This is a genomic window from Microbulbifer weihaiensis (assembly GCF_048323715.1).
In the GTDB taxonomy this organism is placed as follows: Bacteria; Pseudomonadota; Gammaproteobacteria; order Pseudomonadales; family Cellvibrionaceae; genus Microbulbifer.
The window spans coordinates 1-22,152 of the sequence record NZ_JBLWFL010000002.1; the positions used below are offsets into that span (position 1 = coordinate 1).

Below are 22,152 nucleotides of genomic sequence, written 5' to 3' on the forward strand. Positions count from 1 at the left end.
AAATTCTGTGAGTGTGATCTGTTGGTCACTTTCACGCAGTTGAAGCCCCTGTTAGGGGCTTTTTCGTATCTGCGGCAAGCCGGTTTCCGGGGTTGCCATCCGAATGGGCCGGGAGTCGGCGCCGCGGTTTCTCATTCGGACCGTGGGGTTAGCTCCGCTGCCCATTTTTTGTTTTTAAAGTGCGCCTGCGCACCTGCTCCAGTGCAACGCCGGGTAATAAAACGGCAATGCCCGAGAGCCAAAGTGGTTATATGGCAAGCAAACGCGAAATACTGGAAGAGCTGTTGGCACCGGTGGTTGAATCACTGGACTGTGAGCTGTGGGGTATCGAGTACCAGACCCACGGCCGCAACGCCATGCTGCGGATCTATATCGATGCCGAGAACGGCATCAGTGTTGAAGACTGTGAAAAAGTCAGTCGCCAGGTGAGTGCTGTGATGGATGTTGAAGATCCCATCAGCAGCAATTACACCCTGGAGGTCTCTTCTCCAGGTATGGATCGACCGCTGTATAAGTTAGATCACTATCGCCGCTTTATCGGTGCCCAGGTGGAAATGCGTCTGCGTATGCCACTCGAAGGCCAGCGCAAGTGGCGCGGCCTGATTGCGGGTGTAGAAGGTGATGAAGTAGTGCTGCGTATAGACAGCGAGAATGAATACCTGCTGCCTATCGACAGTATTGAAAAAGCGAACATTATTCCCCAGTTTGAAGACTGAAAGCGGGCATATCCGGTAAGGTCTGACTGAGTTTTAGTAGAGGCAGTGTTGCAGGGCGTTCCGGTGGTGTGATCCGGGAGTTCATTGGAGCATTGATTAAACAGCACGTAGCGTTTTTGAAGAGGCAGCTGCATGAACAAAGAAATCTTGCTGGTAGCCGAAGCGGTTTCCAACGAGAAAGGCGTCGACCGGGAAATTATTTTCCAGGCAATCGAGGCGGCCCTGGCAACGGCCACCAAGAAACGCTACGACGAAGACTCCACCATTCAGGTGATCATTGATCGTAGAAGCGGCGACTACGAAACTTTCCGCAGCTGGGAAGTTGTGGGCGACGAGACGCTCGCCGAGCTGGGTACCCAGTTCACGCTGGAAGAAGCGCATGAAAAAGATCCGGAGCTCAAGGCCGGTGATGTATTCCGTGAACAGGTAGAAAACGTCGAGTTCGGCCGTATCGCTGCGCAGACTGCCAAACAGGTAATCGTGCAGAAAGTACGTGAAGCCGAGCGCGCCAAAATTGTTGACGAGTATCGCGATCGCGTCGGTGAGCTGGTCAGCGGCACCGTTAAAAAGGTTACCCGTGATTTCATCGCGGTAGACCTGGGCAATAACGCCGAAGCGCGTCTGCCGCGGGATCAGCTGGTCGGTCGCGAAATCTTCCGCCTTGGTGATCGCGTGCGTGCTGTGCTGCTGGAAATCCAGCCCGAAGCACGTGGCCCGCAGCTGATGCTGAGCCGCTCCTGCCCGGAGATGCTGATCGAATTGTTCCGTATCGAAGTGCCGGAAATTGCCGAGCAGGTGATCGAAATTCGCGGCGCAGCGCGCGATCCCGGTCTGCGCGCCAAGATTGCAGTAACCACCAACGACGGCCGTATCGACCCGGTTGGTGCCTGTGTTGGTATGCGCGGTGCACGTGTTCAGGCGGTTTCCAACGAGCTGTCTGGTGAGCGTGTGGATATCGTGCTGTGGGACGACAACCCCGCCCAGTTCGTTATCAATGCCATGGCGCCGGCTGAGATCGAGTCCATTGTGGTGGACGAAGACGCTGGCTCCATGGATGTGGCAGTCGCCGAGGAAAACCTGGCGATGGCCATTGGCCGCAGCGGTCAGAACGTACGCCTGGCGTCTGAACTGACCGAGTGGCAGATCAACGTCATGAGCGTTGACGAGTGGCAGGCCAAGCAGGAGGCCGAGTCCGGTGGCATCATGGAAACCTTCATGGAGCGTCTGGATATCGATGAAGATGTAGCGAGTGTGCTGGTCGATGAAGGCTTTACCACCCTCGAAGAAGTGGCTTATGTGCCCATCGAAGAGATGCTGGCGATCGAAGGCTTCGACGAAGACATCGCCGAAGAGCTGCGCGCCCGCGCCAAAGATGCGCTGCTGACTCAGGCGCTGGCATCTGAAGAGCAGCTCGAAGCCGCTGAGCCGCAGGAAGACCTGCTGAATATGGAAGGTATGGATCGTCAGCTCGCATTCCAGTTGGCCAGCCGCGGCGTGGCCAGTATGGAAGACCTTGCCGAGCAGGCAGTGGATGATCTGCTGGACATTGAAGGAATGGACGAAGAGCGTGCAGCCGCGCTGATCATGAAAGCTCGCGAACCCTGGTTCGCCGACGACAGTGACCAGTAAGCCGGATGCCCTGGCGCCGGGCGAAAGCCCGGCACAGACCGCACCTGAATATGATGGTGCGCCCAGAATTGCCTGCCGAGCAGGTGAAGGGCGGAGCAGCAAAATGAACTGACGCTGCGCCGCTACTAAGCGACTTTTTAGGAGAGAGAATGGCCGAAGTAACAGTTAGCGAACTCGCCAAATCGGTTGGTGCCACCGAGGAGCGTCTGCTCAAGCAGATGCAGGAGGCGGGTTTGCCCCACACTTCCGCAGATGCAAAAGTGTCCGCAGAAGAAAAGCAGGTCTTGCTCAACTTCCTGAAAAGCAGCCACGGCAGCACCAAGGATGAGGAGAGCGCTGCTCCCCGCAAGATTACCCTCAAGCGTAAAACCACAACCACGCTGAAAACCGGTTCAGGCACCGGCCGCAAGACCGTGAATGTGGAAGTGCGCAAGAAGCGCACCTACGTCAAACGCGCCGAAGAAGCCGAACAGGCCGAGCCGGATACCAGCGCGCTGAAGCAGGCCGAAGAAGAACTCGCGGCAGCGGAAAAGGCTGCGGCAGAGCGCGCGCAGGCTGAAAAAGAGGCTGCGGAAGCGGAAGCCCAGGCACGCGCAGAAGCGGAAGCCAAGGCAAAAGCGGAAGCCGATGCCAAAGCGAAGGCGGAAGCAGAAGCGGCGGCGAAGGCTGCAGAAGAAGCCAAAGAAGTCGCCAAGCCGGCGCCAGAAAAAGTTCAGCCGAAAGCCAAGCCTGAGCCAGCGCCCATTCGTTCCAGCTATGTAGACGATATCGAAGCGATGCGTATTGCGGCGATCGAACGCCGCAAGAAAGAAGATGAGCGCGAAGCGGCAGAGCTGGAAGAAAAGAAAGCTCGCGTAGAAGCAGAGCGTGCGCGCGTTGAAGAAGAAAAGAAAAAGCAGGTGGAAGTTGCCAAGAAGAAGGTAGCTACCGAAGCAGAGAAGCCTGCGACTGCTGTGCGTCGCAAGCATGAAGGCGTCGTTACTGTTGCCGATGATCGAGACGATGATGAACCGCGCAAGCGTCGCAGTCGTCGCGGCAAGGGCGGTCCCAAGAAGTCCAGCAAGACTTCACTTTACGATGCTGCTCTGGAGGCTTTCGAGTCCGATGAGGAAGAGAAGCGCAGCACTCGCTCGCTGTCTCGCGCCGCCGTCAAGATGAAGAACACACACGGCTTCAAACGGCCGACAGGAAAGCAAGTGTACGAAGTACAGCTGGGCGAGACGATCACTGTCGGCGATCTTGCCAAGCAGTTGAATATCAAGGCCGGCGAGCTGATCAAGCGCCTGATGAAGATGGGCGAAATGGTCACCATCAATCAGAGCCTGGATCGCGATACCGCGTCCCTGATCGTCGAAGAGCTGGGTCACAAAGTTGTTCTGCGCTCTGAGAACGAGCTGGAAGAAAAGCTGGTTGCGCAGTCCCAGGAAATTGAAGGCGAAGAAGTATCCCGTGCGCCGGTGGTTACCGTAATGGGCCACGTTGACCACGGTAAAACTTCCCTGCTCGACTACATCCGTAAAACCAAGGTGGCCTCCGGCGAAGCCGGTGGTATTACCCAGCATATCGGCGCATACCGGGTGAAGACCAGCCAGGGCGAGATCGCCTTCCTGGATACCCCGGGACACGCAGCATTTACCGCTATGCGCGCGCGCGGTGCCCAGGCGACTGACGTGGTTATTCTGGTGGTCGCTGCCGACGACGGTGTTATGCCGCAGACCGAAGAAGCTATTGCGCACGCCAAGGCCGCGGGTGTTCCGCTGGTTGTCGCGATTAACAAGTGCGACAAGGAAGCAGCGGATCCGGATCGCGTGAAGAACGAGCTGGCAGCAAAAGACGTCATCCCGGAAGACTGGGGCGGTGATACCCAGTTCATCGAGGTTTCTGCCCACACCGGTCAGGGTATCGATGACCTGCTGGAAGCGGTTTCCCTGCAGTCCGAAATGCTGGAACTGAAGGCGAAAGTCGGTGTGCCGGCAAGCGGTGTCGTGATCGAAGCCCGTCTGGAAAAAGGCCGCGGTGTGGTTGCCACCCTGCTGGTTCAGAGCGGCGAGCTCAAGCGCGGCGATATCGTGCTGGCAGGCCAGAGCTATGGCCGTGTGCGTGCGATGACCAACGAACTCGGCAAATCCGTGAAGGAAGCTGGCCCGTCCACCCCGGTGGAGCTGCTTGGTCTGGACTCCACCCCGAACGCCGGTGATGAATTCCTGGTTGTAGCCGATGAGCGCAAGGCCCGTGAAGTGGCTGAGCAACGTGCGAACAAAGAGCGCACCGAGCGTATGCAGCGCCAGCAGGCGGCCAAGCTGGAAAACATGTTTGCCAACATGGAAGCCGGCGAGAAGAAGGTTCTGCCCGTGGTGGTCAAAGCCGACGTGCGCGGCTCGCTCGAGGCAATCCTCGCTTCGCTGGCCGATATCGGCAACGAAGAAGTATCCGTCAACGTGGTTTCCAGCGGTGTCGGCGGTATCGCGGAAAACGATGTGAACCTGGCGCTGACTTCCGGTGCGATCATCATCGGTTTCAACACCCGTGCCGACGTGGCTGCGCGCAAACTGGCGGAGACCGAGAGCGTAGAGATCCGTTACTACAGCGTGATCTACAACCTGCTGGACGAAGTGAAGCAGGCGCTGTCCGGCATGCTGGACCCGGAAGTCCGCGAAGACATCGTAGGTATTGCCCAGGTGCGCGACGTATTCCGCTCGCCGAAGTTCGGCGCCATTGCCGGCTGTATGGTGATCGAAGGTACTGTGTACCGTAACAAGCCGATTCGTGTACTGCGCGATAACGTCGTGATCTACCAGGGTGAACTGGAATCCCTGCGTCGCTTTAAAGACGACGTTCAGGAAGTTCGCAACGGTATGGAATGTGGTATCGGCGTTAAAGACTACAATGACGTGAAGCCGGGAGACCAGATTGAGGTCTACGATATCGTCAAGGTAGCTCGCGAGCTGTAATCCAACGTTCAAGTCGTTACCCCGGTGAAAGCCGGGGTTTCTGTGTTCGCCTGCAAGCAGGCTCCTGCAGGGTCATTCCCGGGAGCCTGCTTGCAGGCGAACCGCCATTATCAATAGGTAAACAATGGCCAAAGAATTCCATCGTGCAGACCGGGTAGCGGACGCCATGCGTCGTGAGCTGGCCCGGCTGATCCAGCACGAAGTACGCGACCCGCGTGTTGGCATGGTCAATGTCAACGATGTGGAAGTGAGTCGAGACCTCACCGTCGCCAAGGTCTACGTCACTCTGGTGGGCGAAGACGATCGCAGCAAGATCGATATCTCCATGAACGCGCTGAACAAGGCCGCAGGTTTCCTGCGCACCCAGCTCGCCAAGGAGATCCAGATCCGCACTATTCCACGCTTGCAGTTCCGCTACGATGAAACTTCCGTGCGCGGCCAGCACCTCTCGGCGCTGATCGACAAGGCAGTTAAGGCGGATCAGAGCAAGTCCCAGGACAGCGACCAAGATACCGACAAAGATAGCGACGACTGATGGGCCGCAGACCAAAATGGGGCCGGCAGGTCGACGGTGTGCTGTTGCTGAACAAGCCCGCCGGGATCACCGCCAATGATGCCCTGCAAAAAGCCAAACGCCTCTTTTTTGCCAACCGAGCCGGTCACACGGGCGCGCTGGACCCGCTGGCTACCGGTGTGCTGCCGATATGCTTTGGTGAGGCGACCAAGTTTTCCCAGTACCTGCTGGATGCCGACAAGCGCTACCGCAGTACATTCTGCCTGGGCATGACCACCGAGACCGGTGATGCGGATGGCAATGTTATTGCGACCAGTGATGCCTCCGGTATCACCGAGCAGCAGGTTCGCGACGCCATGGCGGCCTTTCGGGGCAAGATCAGCCAGATTCCCTCGATGTACTCTGCTCTCAAGCATAATGGCCAGCCGCTGTATAAGCTGGCGCGCCAGGGTATCGAGGTCGAGCGGGAACCGCGGGAAGTTGAGATTTTTTCCTACGAGCTGCTGAATTTCGTGCCGGGCACCAACCCCCGTGTGGAAATTGAGGTGCATTGTTCCAAGGGCACCTATGTGCGCAGCCTGGCCGAGGACCTCGGCAAGGCGCTGGGCGTGGGGGCCTTTGTGGAAAAGCTGCACCGCAGCGCCGCTGGCCCGTACGAGGAGAAAGATGCCATCACGCTGGACGAGCTGGCGGAAGAGCGCGGAGAGGATCGGGCGGAATTGCTGGATCATCACCTGTTGCCAATGGATTCTCCGGCGTCCGGGCTGCCGAAAATGATCCTCAGCGAGGACACCGGTTACTATCTGCGTCAGGGCCAGCCCGTTATGGATCTGCAGGTCTATCGCTTGGGCGACGAAGGTGATATGGTGCGCCTCTTCCTGGAAAGTGGTGAATTTCTGGGCGTTGGAGAGATTACTGATGACGGGCGGGTCGCACCCCGCCGGTTAGTGAAATAATCCGTAGGGGCGCCTGCTTGCAGGCGACCGTGGGTAAACGAGTAGCTGGTCTGTAAACATGCACGGGCCAGCCGAATCTTTAAAGCATGTTACGAACGAGGTAATTCGTTATGGCACTGTCTGCAAACGAAAAAGCAGCCATCCTGAAAGAGCACGGCCAGTCTGAAGGTGATACCGGTTCTCCGGAAGTTCAGGTAGCCCTGCTGACTGCCAACATCAACAAGCTTCAGGGTCACTTTGCTTCTCACAAGCAAGACCACCACTCCCGTCGTGGTCTGATCCGCATGGTAAACCAGCGTCGTAAGCTGCTGGACTACCTGAAGCGTAAGGATCTGAACCGTTACGCACAGCTGATCGCCAAGCTCGGCCTGCGTCGCTAAGACCCTGAGAATGCCCGCCAAATGGCGGGCATTCTTCTATCTAGATTCTGAATTTTCAGGGGCAAGAGGTTTTTCCCCTGGGAGTGCCGGGTTGCTTTTGGGTCGCTGAGAGTGGTTATCTTGCCGCTTAGGGCTCAAACTCGGCAATTCGCCTGCAAGGCTGGATCCTACGAAGTAATTAGTGACTGTAGGAGCCTTACTCGCAGGCGAGCAATGTAGGGGCTGTTGGAATGGGCCAGCAGCCGTGAGGAAACAGGAAAGATACTAGTGAATCCAGTAACCAAAACATTCCAGTACGGAAATCAACAGGTCACCATCGAGACCGGCCGAATCGCGCGTCAGGCTACCGGCGCAGCGCTGGTCACCATGGGCGAAACCGTGGTGCTGTGTACCGTTGTCGGTGCCAAAGAAGCCAAAGCGGGCCAGGACTTCTTCCCGCTGTCCGTACACTACCAAGAAAAGGCCTATGCGGCCGGCAAGATTCCCGGTGGCTTCTTCAAGCGTGAAGGCCGCCCGTCAGAGAAAGAAACCCTGACTTCCCGCCTGATCGACCGTCCGATCCGCCCGCTGTTCCCGAAAGGCTTCATGAACGAAGTACAGGTGATGATCACCGTACTGTCCGCGGAAAAAGACGTAGATCCGGATATCGCTGGCATGATCGGCACTTCCGCAGCCCTGTCTGTTTCCGGTATTCCGTTCGGCGGCCCGATCGGTGCTGCGCGTGTGGGTTACACCGAGAAAGACGGCTACCTGCTGAACCCGGGCTACAAGGCCCTGAAAGAGTCCGAGCTGGACATGGTTGTAGCAGGCACCAAAGACGCGGTACTGATGGTTGAATCCGAAGCCGCCGAGCTGCCGGAAGACATCATGCTGGGCGCGGTGCTGTTCGCCCACCAGGAAATGCAGGCCGTGGTTAAGGTCTGTGAAGAGCTGAAAGCCGAAGCTGGCAAGCCCACCTGGGACTGGCAGCCGGAAGCCGTAAACGAAGAGCTGAAGTCTGCACTGGAAAGCCAGTTCGGCGCGCAGGTAGCAGAAGCCTACAAGATCACCGACAAGCAGCAGCGTACCACCCGTCTGGGCGAACTGCGCAGCGCGGCGGTGGAAGCGCTGGCGACAGAAGAGCTGGATGACGCTACCGTCAAAGGTTACTTCGGCAAGCTCGAGAAGAAGATTGTACGTGGTGCTGTAGTTCGCGGTGAGCCGCGTATCGACGGCCGCGACACCAAGACCGTCCGCCCGATCGCCGTAGAAGTAGGCGTACTGCCGAAAGGTCACGGTTCTGCACTGTTCACCCGTGGTGAAACCCAGGCCTTGGTTGTGGCCACTCTGGGGGCAACCCGCGATGCGCAGATCATCGACGCGCTGGAAGGCGAGCGTAAAGACTACTTCATGCTGCACTACAACTTCCCTCCCTACTCTGTAGGTGAAGCGGGTCGTGTAGGCGCTACTGGCCGTCGTGAAATCGGCCACGGCCGTCTGGCCCGCCGCGGTATCGCCGCGGTACTGCCGAACCCGGAAGAGTTCCCGTACACCCTGCGTGTGGTTTCCGAAATCACCGAATCCAACGGTTCCAGCTCCATGGCTTCCGTATGTGGTTCCAGCCTGGCGCTGATGGATGCGGGTGTACCGCTGAAAGCACCGGTTGCCGGTATCGCCATGGGCCTGGTGAAGGAAGACGATGGCTTCGCGGTTCTGACCGATATCCTGGGTGACGAAGACCACCTGGGCGATATGGACTTCAAAGTAGCTGGTACCGCCTCTGGTGTGACCGCGCTGCAGATGGACATCAAGATCGAAGGTATCACCGAAGAGATCATGGAAACCGCTCTGGAACAGGCGCTGCATGCACGTCTGCACATCCTCGCGGAAATGAACAAGGTGATCGGCGCTTCCCGTGAAGTTGTAAACGAGAACGCACCGCGCTACGCGACCCTGAAGATCCATCCGGACAAGATCCGCGACGTGATCGGCAAGGGCGGCGCGACCATTCGCTCCATTACCGAAGAGACTGGCGCTTCCATCGATATCGAAGACGACGGTACTGTCAAAGTCTTCGGTGAAGACGGTGAGAGCCTGGAAGCAGCGGTTACCCGTATCGAAGAGATCACTGCAGAAGCAGAGATCGGCGCGATCTACGAAGGTAAGGTTGTGCGCATCGTCGACTTCGGCGCCTTCGTAAACTTCCTGCCGGGTAAAGACGGTCTGGTACACATTTCCCAGATCGCGGAAGAGCGTGTAAACGCGGTTTCCGACTACCTGAGCGAAGGCCAGATGGTTAAGGTCAAGGTACTGGACGTAGACCAGCGCGGCCGTATCAAGCTGTCCATCAAGGAAGCCAACGCTGACGCGGCGGCGGAAGCTGATGAGGCGACCGGCGAGGAGTAATCCTTCCCGGTGAACCAGCCTGCATGCAGGCGGTGAAAAGCGGTGGCTATAGGCCACCGTTTTTTTTGTCTTGAATTTGGCCGAATCAAAATAGCGGAAAAATAATGGAAGTTTTGCTGATTTACCTTCTTGTCGGTATCGGTGCGGGAACCATAGCGGGCCTGTTCGGCGTTGGCGGTGGGCTGATCATTGTGCCGGCCCTGGTACTGGTATTCACCGCGCAGGGCATTGCACCGGAAATCCTCACCCATATGGCGGTTGGAACCTCGCTGGCGACAATCATCGTCACCTCCATCAGCTCTATCCGTACCCACCACGGCAAGCGCGCGGTGGACTGGAACATCGTGGTCGCGATGGCACCGGGAATCCTTGTGGGCTCCTGGCTTGGGGGTACGACCGCGGACTGGCTGAGCGGTGCGTGGTTGCAGCTGCTGATTGGTGTATTTGCTGTGGGGATCGCGCTGAAGATGTGGCGGGATGGCCTGCGCAAAGAACCGTTATCCACAGATGGAGGCCGTGTGCCCGGGAAGGCAGGGCTGTCGCTGGCCGGAGGGTTTATTGGCTGGGCATCCGCGATTTTCGGGATTGGTGGGGGCTCACTTACGGTGCCCTTCCTGTCCCGCTGTCACGTGGTGATGCAGCGCGCTGTGGCAACTTCTGCGGCCTGTGGCCTGCCGATTGCCGTGGCCGGGGCGCTCAGCTTTGCCTACCAGGGGTGGGGCAATGTGCAGTTGCCCGAATGGAGCAGTGGCTATATCTACTGGCCGGCCTTTTTCGGCATTGTTCTGACCAGTGCCTGGTTCGCCAAGCTGGGGGCGCTACTTGCCCACAGGCTCTCGCCCCAGCTGTTGAAGAATTGTTTTGGCGGACTGCTTTTCCTGATCGGCGTGCGGTTTGTCTGGCTGAACTACCAAGTACTTTTCAGCTGATATATATGCCAAATAAAAAGGCCGCTGCGGGTAACCGCAGCGGCCTTTTTATTTGCTGTGAGGCTTAATGCCTTAGCTGATGGTCTTGGCCGGGGCCTCGGCGGGCTCTACAGGCTCGATATGATCGTCTTCCGCACCTTTTTCCCAGACCTTGGACTTCATGCCGACCAGCACCAGGATGATGCCGATACCGATGCTGAACAGGGCGATCTGCAGGTACAGGTTGGGCAGTTCCTGGATGTTCTCCGGATCGAAGTTACCTGCCAGCAGGCCGGAAATGATGTTGCCGATGGAGTAGGTGAGCACGAACACACCCATCATCTGGCCAGCAAAGCGGCGTGGAGACAGCTTGCTCACTGCGCTCAGCGCCACCGGGCTCAGGCACAGCTCACCAACAGTGTGCAGGAAGTAAGTGGTGATCAGCCAGTAAGGCGCGACTTTCAGGCCCTGTGCCGCATACTGGGCGGCAAAGAACATGATCAGGAAACCGGACGCCATGATGATCAGGCCGATTGCGCATTTCATGCTGTAGGACGGGGTGATCATGCGCTTGCCCAGGTTGATCCACAGGGCAGCGAAGAACGGGGACAGCACAATGATGAAGAAGGCGTTGGCGCTCTGGAACCAGGAGGCCGGCACTTCAAAGGCGCCGATCAGGCGGTCGGTGTAATCGCGACCAAACAGGTTCAGGGACGAGCCAGCCTGTTCGAAGCCGGACCAGAAACAAGCGGACGCCAGGCACACCAGGAACAGTGCCCACATACGTTTCTTCTCCGCGTCGGTCAGGTTACCGGCGAAGTAGATGAATCCGTAGTAAGCGAAGAAGGTCAGAGTGAAGGCGACGGCCACATACTGTGCGATCACGACCGGGTTAATGGTGATCTTGCCAGTCAGGGCCAGGCCAGCGACAACCGCGGCCAATACCACTACTGCGCCAATCACCTGCCAGGCGCGCTTGGCGCCATGCGCGGAGAGGGGGTTTTCCGGCTCGAGGCTGGCGTTGCCCAGGTTGCTGATCGTGAAGCGGTACTGGATCAGGCCTACCGCCATACCAACCGCAGCGGCACCGAAGCCCCAGTGCCAACCCACGCTCTCACCGAAGTAACCACAGATGAAGTAGCCGATCAGGGAGCCGATGTTGATGCCCATGTAGTAGATGGCGTAGCCGCTGTCACGACGCACGTCATCTGACGCGTACAGGTGGCCAACCAGCGCACTGATGTTCGGCTTCAGCAGGCCGGTACCGGTCGCAACCAGCATCAGGCCTACGAAGAAGGTGCTTTCGTTGGGAATGGCCAGCACGATATGGCCACACATGATGATGATGCCGCCGTACCAGACGGTCTTCTGGCCGCCGAGCAGGCGATCCGCGATCCAGCCACCGGGGAGGCCGAGGAAGTAAACCGCACCGGTATACAGCCCATAAATGGCGGCGGCAGCGGCTACAGTAAACCCGAGTCCTTCTTCCTGCAGGCTGGCGGTCATGAACAGGACCAGCAGGGCCCGCATTCCGTAGTAACTCATGCGCTCCCACATTTCAGTAAAGAAGAGCGTGGAGAGCCCTTTCGGGTGGCCGAAGAAGCCGGCACTGTTCTGATGCGTATTTGACGACATATCAGTGGTTCCAGTTGTTATAGCTTTAATAAGTAAAACGAACTCGAGTTTAACAGCGGACTCTATTTCAGGCGAATGGTTACAGGTGAAACAGGCTATGAACCTGCCAAATGCTTTTCTTTGCGACAGGAATAATGGTAAATCTGCCATTTCCAGAGATGAAATGGGGAGAAAAACGATGAAAACCCCGCAAAATTCTGCACCATCATGGTGGATATGGTCACAATGGCCGACTTTGTCCATCCGTGGGGTGTTGCTCGCTGCTGCTTTACTGGTTGGTTGCGTTGCGGCTCCCCCTGAGCCGGCGAGCAATATTGATACCGCATGGCTGTTATCCGGAGTGGCACTCCTTGGCGAACCGCTCGATCCATCGAACCTCCCGGATGATCGAATCCTCGAACTGCCCTGGGCCATGAAGGACTACCTAGCACAACTTGAACCAGCCGCTGATCCGGATACGCGCCTGCAGGCTCTCATAAAGGGCTTTGAAACTCAGGATTTTCAGGTGGAATACAAAGCCGACGCGACACTGACGGCCGCAGAGACCTACACGCGCCAGCAAGGCAACTGCATGGCATTTACCGTGATGATGGTGGCCATGGCCCGGGAACTGGGCGCCGATGCCTACTTTAATCAGGTCGATGTTCCGCCGATCTGGGAACACGACGACCTCCACACGTTTGTGGTCTATCGACACATCAATATGGTATCCCAAAGCGCCCGCGGGCGTCGGGTAGTGGATTTCAACCTTGCCGCTTACGATCCGGTGTTTGATCAACGAAGGCTGCGTGACTCCGAAGCCTTTGCGCAGTACTACAGTAACCGCGGTCTCGAGTGGATGCAGCAGGGGAATCAGGCTGATGCGTTTTTGTATATACGCAAGGCGCTTGATTTGCACCCGGGCAGTGCGGATTTGTGGGCCAATCTGGGAGCGCTGTACAGCCGCAATCTGCAACCGGATGCGGCCGAGCAGAGTTACTTGCAGGCGTTACAGCTTGATGCGTCACACGCGATTGCGATGAGTAACCTGGAGCGGCTTTACCGGCATGACCAGCGCCATGCCTTGGCTGATTATTACGCTGAAAGGGCGCGCTACCATCGAGAGCGCAACCCTTACTACCTTTATTATCAGGCCCGCAACGCCTATGAGAGTGGAAATTATCGCACGGCGAAAAAACAGCTAACGCGGGCGCTGGGGCAACATCAAGGAGATCACCGGTTCCACTTCTTGATGGGCTTGACCAGCTATCGACTGGAAGAATTCGCGACCTCACGAGAACACTTTTTTGAAGCGTTCCATTTGGCTGATAACCCATCTGCCCAAAGTGTTTATATTAAAAAACTGGAGTTGCTGGAGCGAGAGCTTCCAGACTCACTCAATCAAGTAACGCACCACAACCTGCGAAATACTCCGGGAACACTTCATTTGAACCTCGAAAGACTTCGACATCGGTAGATCAATATTTCTGTGTTGGCTAAGGGCGTTTACGGCTCCCTGCATGGTGGATTCAGTGCTGCAAAATGTAATACAAGTTTCGCTTGAGCCGCGCGACGACCTTTAAGTATTGCTACTTTCGAACAGGAATAATTCAATCTGTTCTTTTTGTGAGCTGCCTAACGTAAGAATTGTGACATGGAGCATATTTTTCTTTTGAGATTGTGATTCCGTTGGTAGATTTCTCCGCCAAATGAGCCCGGTAGGAATCTATGCTTTTACGAATAATCTTTGCCTTAATCGTGGCTTGTACTTGCGGTTGCGCCACCCATTCACAAGTTTCTCCTTCGTCACACATGTCCGGGCAGGCATCTGAGACACTTATTGACGCGGAATACCTACTTAGTGGCACAGCGCTGTTTGGCAGCGCTGTAACCGATAATGTGGTAGAGCCAGGCTTGCTGGAAGTGAGTGCTGAGATGGCGAGCTTTATCGAGGAGTTGGCTCCGGGAGAGCCCGTTGAACAGCGCTGGCAGGCGTTGGTGGCTCATTTCAACCAGGGAAGCTTCGCAATTGAGTACAGCGCGCAAACGACTTTGTCTGCAGCGGAAACTTTCCGGAATCGCTCGGGTAATTGCTTGGCCGTCACGCTATTACTGGTAGCCCTCAGTAGAGAACTGGGTATCGAAGCTCATTTCAATCAAGTGGAAACACCACAGCTTCGGAAATTCGAAGACCAACACACCTATGTAAATTATCGCCACATCAACATGGTGGCCTACCCTCCATCCGGCAAGAAAGTTGTGGATTTTGGGCTGATCGATTATCAACCCACCATGTACCAGGAAGAAATTTCTGATCGGGTCGCATTCTCCCAGTATTACAGTAACCGTGCGGTGGAAGTAATGCGTGAAGCCGGAGACCCGCTGTACGCTTTCACGCTTCTGAAAAAAGCGATCTCTCTGTCACCAGGTGACAGTAACTTCTGGCTAAATTTGGGGGCCATATACAAGCGCCATGGCCACTTCCAGGAGGCCGCCGGTGCCTTCCAGATCGCGCTGCAACTGGATCCTAAAAGTTATATCGCGATGAGTAATATGGAGCGGCTTTATCGTGAAAGCGGAAATGCGCAACAGGCCTTAAAGTTTCTCGAGGCGAAGCAAGAGCTACTCGCTCTCAATCCCCATAATCAGTATTACATATCGAAAAGCCTATTTATGAATGGAGAATACCGGGCTGCTAAGGCGAGGCTGCAACAGGCTTTGAAAGAAAACGCGGATGATCACCGCCTGCATTTTCTTATGGGGAAAACTCAATATCTGCTAGGAGATCTCAAGGCTGCCACATCGCATCTTACGAAAGCATTCAGTCTACTCGAAAGTCGGGAAATTGAATTGGCTTATGAAGCCGAGCTGTCGGAGCTGAAGTCTACAAAGCGGCTTTAATTTAAGGGTTGCGGGAGAAGGGCAACATTTGCCTGTAATTTGTGACAAGTAGTCACAAACTTTGGAAAGTAAGAGATAGAAAAAACAAAACCCCGGCGGAGCCGGGGTCTGTGATTTTTCCTGGCCCTTGGTACTACTTAGGGCAGAAAATCTAGTGTCACTTAGAAGCGGTGGCGAATACCAGCAGATACAACGCGTCCAGTGATTGGTGTCAGTGCCATGGAGACCGCGGAAGTTACTGAGTTCCAACCAACGGTATCCTCAATAGTCGGATCTTCGTCAGTCAGGTTCAGCACTGCCAGGGAAAACTCGGTACCGAAAGGTGCAGAGTACATCATGGTTACGTCGTGACCGCTCCAGGACGGGAAAGTGCCACCGTAGTCGGAGTCGGTTTCTGCCAGCCAGGTGTACGTATAACCGACGGTAACGTCGTTCCAGTTGTAGCTTAACGCAAGGTTCGCCTTATCCTGCGGGAATTCTTGCGTTCCAGCCTGTTCTTTTAGGCCGATAACTGGAAGGATTTCGTTGTACTTCGCGATGTGAGACCAGCTCAAGTCAGCTTCCAGTGCACCAAACTGGGTGTCGATACTCCAGTTGGCTTTCAGATCTACACCCTCGACCTCACGCTCGGCCAGGTTGGCAACTACGTTGACGATACCGCAATCCGGTACAGTTTTGCCGCTGCCTTCGCAACGAGTGATCGCGCCCGGTACGCCGTTGGCTGAAGGTGCACGATTTACGTACATGCCCGCAGGTAGTTCACCGGACTTTTCCAATAGCAGTACGTCGTCCAGACCTAGCTGGGTAACCGCTCCGTCAATTTGTACGTTCCACCAGTCCACGCTCAAAGTCAGGCTTTCCAGCGGAGATACAACGACCCCGAGATTCCAGGACGAGGTTTCTTCTGGTGCAAGCTCGATGTTACCGCCTGTATAGTTCTCGATCTGCGAAGAGGGGCAGTCTGCCGGTGCGATGCCCTGTGCTTCACAGCGCATCAGGTCTGGAGTTTCGTTAAAGCTCTGAGCGAAGCCCTGGTACATGTCAGCCAGGTTCGGCGCCTTGAAACCTTCGCCCGCGGAAGCTCGCAAGGTAATGATCTCGCTAGGCTGGTAACGCAGGGAAACCATCGGAGAAAATTCGCCGCCCACGTCATCGTAATCGTCGAAGCGTGCTGCAACATTGGTAGTCAGAGTGTCCAGCACCGGCAGCTCGACTTCCGCAAATGCCGCTTTGCGACTGCGAGAGCCGCCTGCGGAAATGCCTGCGGAACCGATAATGTTGCCTGCTTCGCGGTAGGAGTCGTAATCATCCTTGTATGATTCTCGAGCGGATTCGACACCTGCCGCCCAGCCAATCGCGCCGCCCGGTAGTGAGAATTGCTCCAGCATGCCGTCAAAGGTAGCGCCAAAGCCTTCGAATACAGTGCTGATATCCCGGGAAACGGTTGCCTTGGATTGCGCTATCGCATCTGCGTTTTCCGCTGAGAACGGATTGGTCGGATCGTATGCGCCAGATGCAACCAGATCGGTAATGATACTGGCTATCACATAGTTCTCGCCTGAACTGTCTGCATTAAAGCGATAATCTCGAGCATAAACTTCGAAGTTTACAGCATCGTTGAACAGGTTACCCTTGAAGCCCAGAGTGGTGTCGAATTCGTTGGAATCTCCATAGTCGTCACGAGTGCCGTGCGCAACAAAGCGATGGTACAGGATGGCATCCTGGCCGAATTCGTTGTAGGGCGATGATTCAGAAAAACCAAAACCGCCGATAGCTGGGGCGAATACGCCTTTATCTGACTTGTTGCTGAAGCGATTTTCGATGAACACTGACAGATCGTCATTCAGGTCGAACTCACCAGACAGGAACGTGGAGCGGCGCTCGTAACCCCGGGACGCAGCGCTGTAATTTGCAAAAGCGTAACCGCAGCCGGTGCCTTCAACCCCGTAAGGATTTGCTACTGGGGTCAGGCCTGCATAATCACAGGAGCCAACACCACCGAGTGCTTGGGTGAAATCGGTAGTGAAAGCGGAGTTACCTCCACCGTTGATACCTTGTACGTCACTACCGTCAATCGGCAGCCCATTCACACCTGAGGTACCGTTAATTTGCGGCGCGGAATACCAGCGGTCTCGGTCAAAGATGGTGCTTTTCTTCACATATTCGGCAGAGAAGACCACGTTGCCGCGCTCTGAAGATGTGCCTAAAGTAAAGCTGGCGCTTCTGCCATCCGCGTTATCGCGCGAGGGAGAGGTTGCGCCCAGGGACAGCTCTGCGCCTTCCCAGTCTTTTTTCATGATGATGTTAATGACACCACCAATTGCGTCTGCCCCGTAAACCGCGGACGCACTGTCGGTGAGGATTTCAACACGCTCGACAGCGGCCATTGGTATTGTGCTGATATCCACCGCGGAAGAGCCTGTCCACGGGTTACCCGGCACGCGTCGGCCATTGACTAGTACTGCTGTGCGGTCTGCGCCGAGGCCCTTAAGGCTAACAAGTTGCGCGGAGCCAAAGCTCGAGCCTGACTGGCCGGTGTAAGAACCCAGGGTGTTGTAGGAGGAATTGCGCAGGTAATCGGCAATAGTATCCGCGCCGCTCATTTGGATATCTTCCACGCTTACGGTGGTCACGGGGCGAGGGGTGTCGGAGACTGCGCTAGCTATGCGCGAGCCGGTTACTACAATTTCTTCTACCTGTGCGTCTTGTGCTGATGCGCTCAGGGCGGCGAAGCCACTGAGTGCTGCAACAGCAATGCTCAACTTGGTCTTGATCATAATGCATCCTTTATGTACTTAGTGCACTTACAACGTTTTTATCGTGAAGATGTATTTTTAGCGCGACATGACTTTAAATGATCAAAATCCCTAATGGAACTTTCGTGACATTTGGTGGAGGGGATAACGGGTGCCGGGGAGTTTTTTTTTTGGTCGTATTGGTTGATTATTGATCTTCTTGGGTGTTTTATTTTTTATAAAATTAAAATATTTTGTTACAAAATTTCTGATATTCAATTTTATTAGGATGGGATTAACTAAAGCGAGAATTCGATGTCCATTCGTCGAGTGGTTCAAAAATTAGCCGGTATGTACAAAAAATGAAATACGCTGAAGCGGAATCGCTCTGGAAGAGCGGGATGGTGGGGAGTGGATATGAGATTTGGTGAATCCCCGAGCAGGGATATTATCACGCAGAGCCTCTACCTGGCCCTGCGCAATCGGTAGCCATTTGTAACGTAGGTTATGCGAGACTTTGCTTGATTCCGTCCAAGAACAACTGTACTGCCAACATAACCAGCACCATCCCCATAAGACGCTCCACGGCAATGAGCCCGCGGTTGCCGAGCAGGCGGGCCAGCGGAGACGAAGCCAACAGAATAACGGCGGAAACGCCCCATGCTCCGAGTAGCGCCAGGGTCCAATTCCACAACTGTTCCCCTTCACTATTTGTCATCAGCATCAGTATGGCCATCGTCGAGGGGCCAGCCACCAATGGAACTGCAAGGGGAACAAAAAACGGCTCGCCTTCCAGTCTTTCTCCCATGATCCCACCTTCTATCGGGAATACCATTCGGATGGCAATCAAGAACAGGATAATTGCGCCCGCAATTCGAATAGCTTCTTGTGAGAGGCCAAGCCAAGCGAGTACATAGCGCCCAGCATAGAGAAATACAAGTAATACAATCAATGCGAAAACCAGCTCGCGCATGATCACGAAGAGTTGCCGGCGTTGCGGCACATTTTTAAGTGCCGCAAGGAAAACGGGGATATTACCTAATGGATCCATGACGAACAGGAGTGTCAGGAACGCGGTTAATGTATCCATATGCTTAAAACTAGTCAGGTGAGAGTGCGAAAGGGACGCGTGCGGAATACCCCGCACCACGAGAGAATAAGCCAATAATAGACTGTGCCAGGGGGGAGATTAAAGTCGCTTTTGCCACGGTGCATGAAATGCCAGCTGTTCCGGCATTAGGCGGGAGATATATCGGCAGCAGGGGAGAGTTATGTGAGTTGGAGGCGTTGACCTTCAAAATGACTGCTCCCCGCCAAGCGGCGGGGAGCAGTGTAAGGCTAAGCTGTTAAACTTATATCAGAAACGCGCGCTTGCGCCGAAGCGGAAGTAACGCGGAGTTTGATAGGCCTGGTTGATGCCCCATTTGGGATCAGGGGTTCCCGGAGCCAGTTCTGCAAACTCATAAACTTCGGTTTCAGCTTCAGCATCCAGCAGGTTGAAGACTTCTGCACGAAGCTCAACATCGGCAAGACCGAAGGTAGTGTTGTATACCAGTGACAGGTCGATCTGGTTTACCCAGCTGGTGCGGCCGCGGCTACCACGCTCGGTAAACACGAGGTCGCCATTCGGATCCGTGATGTAGTAAGTGTCACCGTATCCGGGAGTGCCATTGGGGTGTCCAGCACCGAAGGAGTTGATCGGACGACCAGACTGCAGCAGGAAGTTTGCGCCCAGCAGCAGGTCTTCGGCTAGCTGATAGTTACCGTAGACTTTGAACTTATGGGTACGGTCGTTCGGCAGGTAACCGTACGCGCCGTCCATCAGCTCGGGGAAGTCGAAGTCCTGAGTGATACCTGCATCATCCTGTCCGTTGTCTGACTTTACGTAACCTTCGGTATTACCCTTGCTCTCAGACCAAACATAGGTTGCAGTTAATCCCCAAACGCCGTCGAACGCTTTCTCTGCAGAAAGCTCCATCTCTTTGTAAGTACGTTTGGCTTCCGGGTAACCCAACAGCTCGGCAGAGAAAGTGGTCATTTCCAGCTCGCCGGTACCAAAACGATCATATGGAATCGTAATGTCGTTACCGGGGTTTGCCAGAACGTAGCCGTGGGCGTCACCAGTGTGCTCGTAACCCAACGCGTCGATAGCGTGATCGATGATCACATCGTCGATGTGAGATTTCAGGTCGCGATAGGTAAATTTGGTGCCGAAGGTCCAGTCGTCATTCAAAGCTCGCTCGTAACCTAGAATGAATTCGTCCTGATACATAGGATCCATGTTCACGTCAGACAGCTGGGCGCTATCTGGCACCTCGCCGCTGCCGGTAACCTGGATTGAACCAATTTCTTGAGTTGTCGGTACGCCTTCGGCGCCAATGTTGACTGGCGCGATGGTTTCTGGATCATACTGACCGTCGAACACAAAGTAGCGCTGAGTGCCCAGCTCACCACCGGAGAGGCGTACGTTGGTGTTGGACGCGATCGGCATGTAGTAGCGGCCCCAGTTACCGAAAACGCGCGACTCACCGTTGCCTGTTGGATCCCAGGAGAAGCTCAAGCGGGGAGCCCACTGGTCATCGATCTCGATAAATACGTCACCTTCGCTGTTGTAGTTGGAGAAGGTTTCGTTACGCAGACCGGCGCTGATTTCAAGGTTGTCGAGGATTTCCCAGGTGTCTTCGATGTAAAACGCCTTAGATTCAACCTCAAAGTCACCGGCAACTTCACCAAGACGGTAGCGGATGATATGTACCGGTGAGCCATCGCCATTGGCATCCGGCACGATGCCGCCATTGGAAAGTTGCGTACCAGGATCAGCGGTGTAATAGCGATAATAGACACCACCCGCTTCACGGAAGCCAAGACCGGAATAGGTTTCTGAAGATGTAGACGCGTTGCTCTCCTGGTCATAGCCGAAGCGTACGCTGTGATCGCCCAGTACCCACTCGAAGTCGATGCGGTCTGCAATTCGCTCGTCACCACCAAGCTGTACGCGTGCATTCGCTTCACAGCCCGGGAAGAGGGAAGAGTTGCCAGGGATAGCACCAGCACTGGTGTCTACCACGTAAGGACAGGTAACGTCGGTGCTGCCGGTGGTGGTGAGGCTGTACTCGTTTTGACCGTGCAGGGCGGAAACGCTGAAGTTATCGGTGATTTGGCCGTCATAACGAATCAACCAGTTTTCACCGCCGCGCTGATCCGATACCGAGCCTTTCGCACCCATTTTTTTGTTGGTATCGGTGTCGAAAGCGTACTGCTGGTTTTCGCGGGTGCGCTCGTCACTGAAGTGGGTGTAGGTCAGCAGGTGATCATCGGTAATGTTCCAGGTCAGGTTGACACCCCAGAAGTCGTCGGTAATTTCACGATCATTAAAGGTGTCGGGTGCACCGCGGGTAGTGAACTCTTCCGCAGTCTCCTGTTGTTCGTACAGTGCGTAGAAGAACAGTTTGTCCTGGATGATTGGGCCACTAACGTAGTAGTCCGTAGTGTATTTTGAGCTGGTGTTTTCCGAGTTCAGGTCGTAGAGAGTACCGTCAGTGGAGAGAGTGTCAGGGCTTTCTCCTCTCATGCTGCCGGGTTCGAAGTAGGAAACCATGCCGTAGTGGAATTCATTGGTACCGCGCTTGGTTACGGCATTGAGTACCCCACCCAGAGAGCGACCGAATTCGGCGCTGTAGCCACCAGTTTTGATCTGGAACTGGTCGTAGAACTCAAATGGAACGGAAGATCCACCGAGACCGTTGCGGAAGTTGGTTACGTTCAGACCATCGATGTAGTAGGCGTTTTCACCAACGGATGCGCCGCCGAATGACACCAAGTTCTTGTCTTCACCGAAGGCAGAGTCACCGAGAACGGTGCCTGGAGCCAGCAAGGCAACAGACTCGATGCTTCTTGAAACCGGCAGCATGGCGACGTCTTCGAGGCCAATGTTCAGTGCTGATTCTGCGGTGCCGGTGCGAATTGGGGAGATGACATCACCAACTACCACGACTTCCTCAACACTACCCATTTGCATCGGAATGGTGAGGTCTGCTTCACTACCAATGGAGACCATTACGGACTCTACAGAGGCACCTTGATACCCTTCTTTGGTGGCAGTGATTCGGTAATTGCCGGCAGGTAGATTAACTTTAAAGTCACCGTCGCTTCCGGTTGAAATGGTGCGTTTGAATCCGTTATCGGCATTCTCGATGGTAACGGTGACGCCGTTGATTTCGCTGCCGCCTTCCGCGGTGATGAAAGTACCCTCGATGGAGCCGTTCACGTTGCCGGCAGCAAAGACCGGAGTGCTCACAATGGAGGCGCCTATAGCAAGCCCCAATAAACTCTTCCTGAAGTTAGTCTTCATAAACCCTCTCAATTATTGGTTCATTTATCACTTTTTTATTTCGAAAGAGGGCGCTGCCCCAAACAGCGACCTCTGTGCCCAACAAACCAATAACGAGTGCGTGGGGGCAAAC

Annotated in this window: 14 protein-coding genes; 10 read left to right on the top strand and 4 right to left on the bottom strand. The window is 55.3% G+C overall.

Going from position 1 to position 22,152, the window contains the following annotated elements:
• Positions 1 to 251 precede the first annotated feature (251 nt).
• The 8 genes from rimP (at position 252) to ACNKU7_RS03870 (ending at position 10,460) form a co-directional block, all read left to right on the top strand.
• The gene (gene rimP / locus ACNKU7_RS03835; protein ID WP_418295645.1) at positions 252 to 716 is read left to right on the top strand and encodes a ribosome maturation factor RimP; all 465 of its coding nucleotides are present in this window, start codon (positions 252 to 254) and stop codon (positions 714 to 716) included.
• Between the two features lie 132 nt (positions 717 to 848).
• Positions 849 to 2,345: a transcription termination factor NusA gene (gene nusA, locus ACNKU7_RS03840; RefSeq protein ID WP_418295646.1), complete on the top strand. Its 1,497-nt coding sequence runs from the start codon at positions 849 to 851 to the stop codon at positions 2,343 to 2,345.
• Between the two features lie 149 nt (positions 2,346 to 2,494).
• Positions 2,495 to 5,296, top strand: a complete 2,802-nt coding sequence (gene infB, locus ACNKU7_RS03845; protein ID WP_418295647.1) for a translation initiation factor IF-2 — start codon at positions 2,495 to 2,497, stop codon at positions 5,294 to 5,296.
• Between the two features lie 124 nt (positions 5,297 to 5,420).
• Entirely contained in the window at positions 5,421 to 5,831 is a 411-nt protein-coding gene (gene rbfA / locus ACNKU7_RS03850) for a 30S ribosome-binding factor RbfA (RefSeq protein WP_418295648.1), read from the top strand.
• On the top strand, positions 5,831 to 6,766 hold the full coding sequence (truB, locus tag ACNKU7_RS03855; protein WP_418295649.1) for a tRNA pseudouridine(55) synthase TruB: 936 nt from the start codon (positions 5,831 to 5,833) through the stop codon (positions 6,764 to 6,766). Before rbfA ends, truB begins: the two co-directional genes overlap by 1 nt.
• A 110-nt stretch (positions 6,767 to 6,876) precedes the next feature.
• Complete coding sequence (gene rpsO / locus ACNKU7_RS03860; protein ID WP_066966910.1) at positions 6,877 to 7,146, top strand: 30S ribosomal protein S15; 270 nt, start codon at positions 6,877 to 6,879, stop codon at positions 7,144 to 7,146.
• Positions 7,147 to 7,413: 267 nt separating this feature from the next.
• Positions 7,414 to 9,531, top strand: coding sequence for a polyribonucleotide nucleotidyltransferase (gene pnp / locus ACNKU7_RS03865; protein ID WP_418295650.1), 2,118 nt, complete (start codon positions 7,414 to 7,416; stop codon positions 9,529 to 9,531).
• 104 nt (positions 9,532 to 9,635) lie between these two features.
• On the top strand, positions 9,636 to 10,460 hold the full coding sequence (locus ACNKU7_RS03870; RefSeq protein WP_418295651.1) for a sulfite exporter TauE/SafE family protein: 825 nt from the start codon (positions 9,636 to 9,638) through the stop codon (positions 10,458 to 10,460).
• Between the two features lie 72 nt (positions 10,461 to 10,532).
• Here the strand turns inward: ACNKU7_RS03870 and ACNKU7_RS03875 are convergent, their stop codons facing one another.
• Positions 10,533 to 12,074, bottom strand: a complete 1,542-nt coding sequence (locus ACNKU7_RS03875) for a peptide MFS transporter (RefSeq protein WP_418295652.1) — start codon at positions 12,072 to 12,074, stop codon at positions 10,533 to 10,535.
• Positions 12,075 to 12,171: 97 nt separating this feature from the next.
• Between ACNKU7_RS03875 and ACNKU7_RS03880 the strand changes: the two genes are divergently transcribed.
• A complete protein-coding gene (locus tag ACNKU7_RS03880) occupies positions 12,172 to 13,530 on the top strand; it encodes a tetratricopeptide repeat protein (RefSeq protein ID WP_418295653.1) in 1,359 nt (452 codons plus the stop codon).
• A 251-nt stretch (positions 13,531 to 13,781) separates the two neighbouring features.
• Positions 13,782 to 14,954, top strand: a complete 1,173-nt coding sequence (locus ACNKU7_RS03885; protein WP_418295654.1) for a tetratricopeptide repeat protein — start codon at positions 13,782 to 13,784, stop codon at positions 14,952 to 14,954.
• A 161-nt stretch (positions 14,955 to 15,115) separates the two neighbouring features.
• Here the strand turns inward: ACNKU7_RS03885 and ACNKU7_RS03890 are convergent, their stop codons facing one another.
• The 3 genes from ACNKU7_RS03890 to ACNKU7_RS03900 form a co-directional block, all read right to left on the bottom strand.
• On the bottom strand, positions 15,116 to 17,731 hold the full coding sequence (locus ACNKU7_RS03890; protein WP_418295655.1) for a TonB-dependent receptor plug domain-containing protein: 2,616 nt from the start codon (positions 17,729 to 17,731) through the stop codon (positions 15,116 to 15,118).
• A gap of 463 nt (positions 17,732 to 18,194) precedes the next feature.
• Positions 18,195 to 18,779 (bottom strand): MarC family protein, encoded by a 585-nt coding sequence (locus tag ACNKU7_RS03895; RefSeq protein WP_418295656.1) that lies wholly within the window; start codon positions 18,777 to 18,779, stop codon positions 18,195 to 18,197.
• A 267-nt stretch (positions 18,780 to 19,046) separates the two neighbouring features.
• A complete protein-coding gene (locus ACNKU7_RS03900; protein WP_418295657.1) occupies positions 19,047 to 21,986 on the bottom strand; it encodes a TonB-dependent receptor in 2,940 nt (979 codons plus the stop codon).
• Between the last annotated feature and the right edge of the window lie 166 nt (positions 21,987 to 22,152).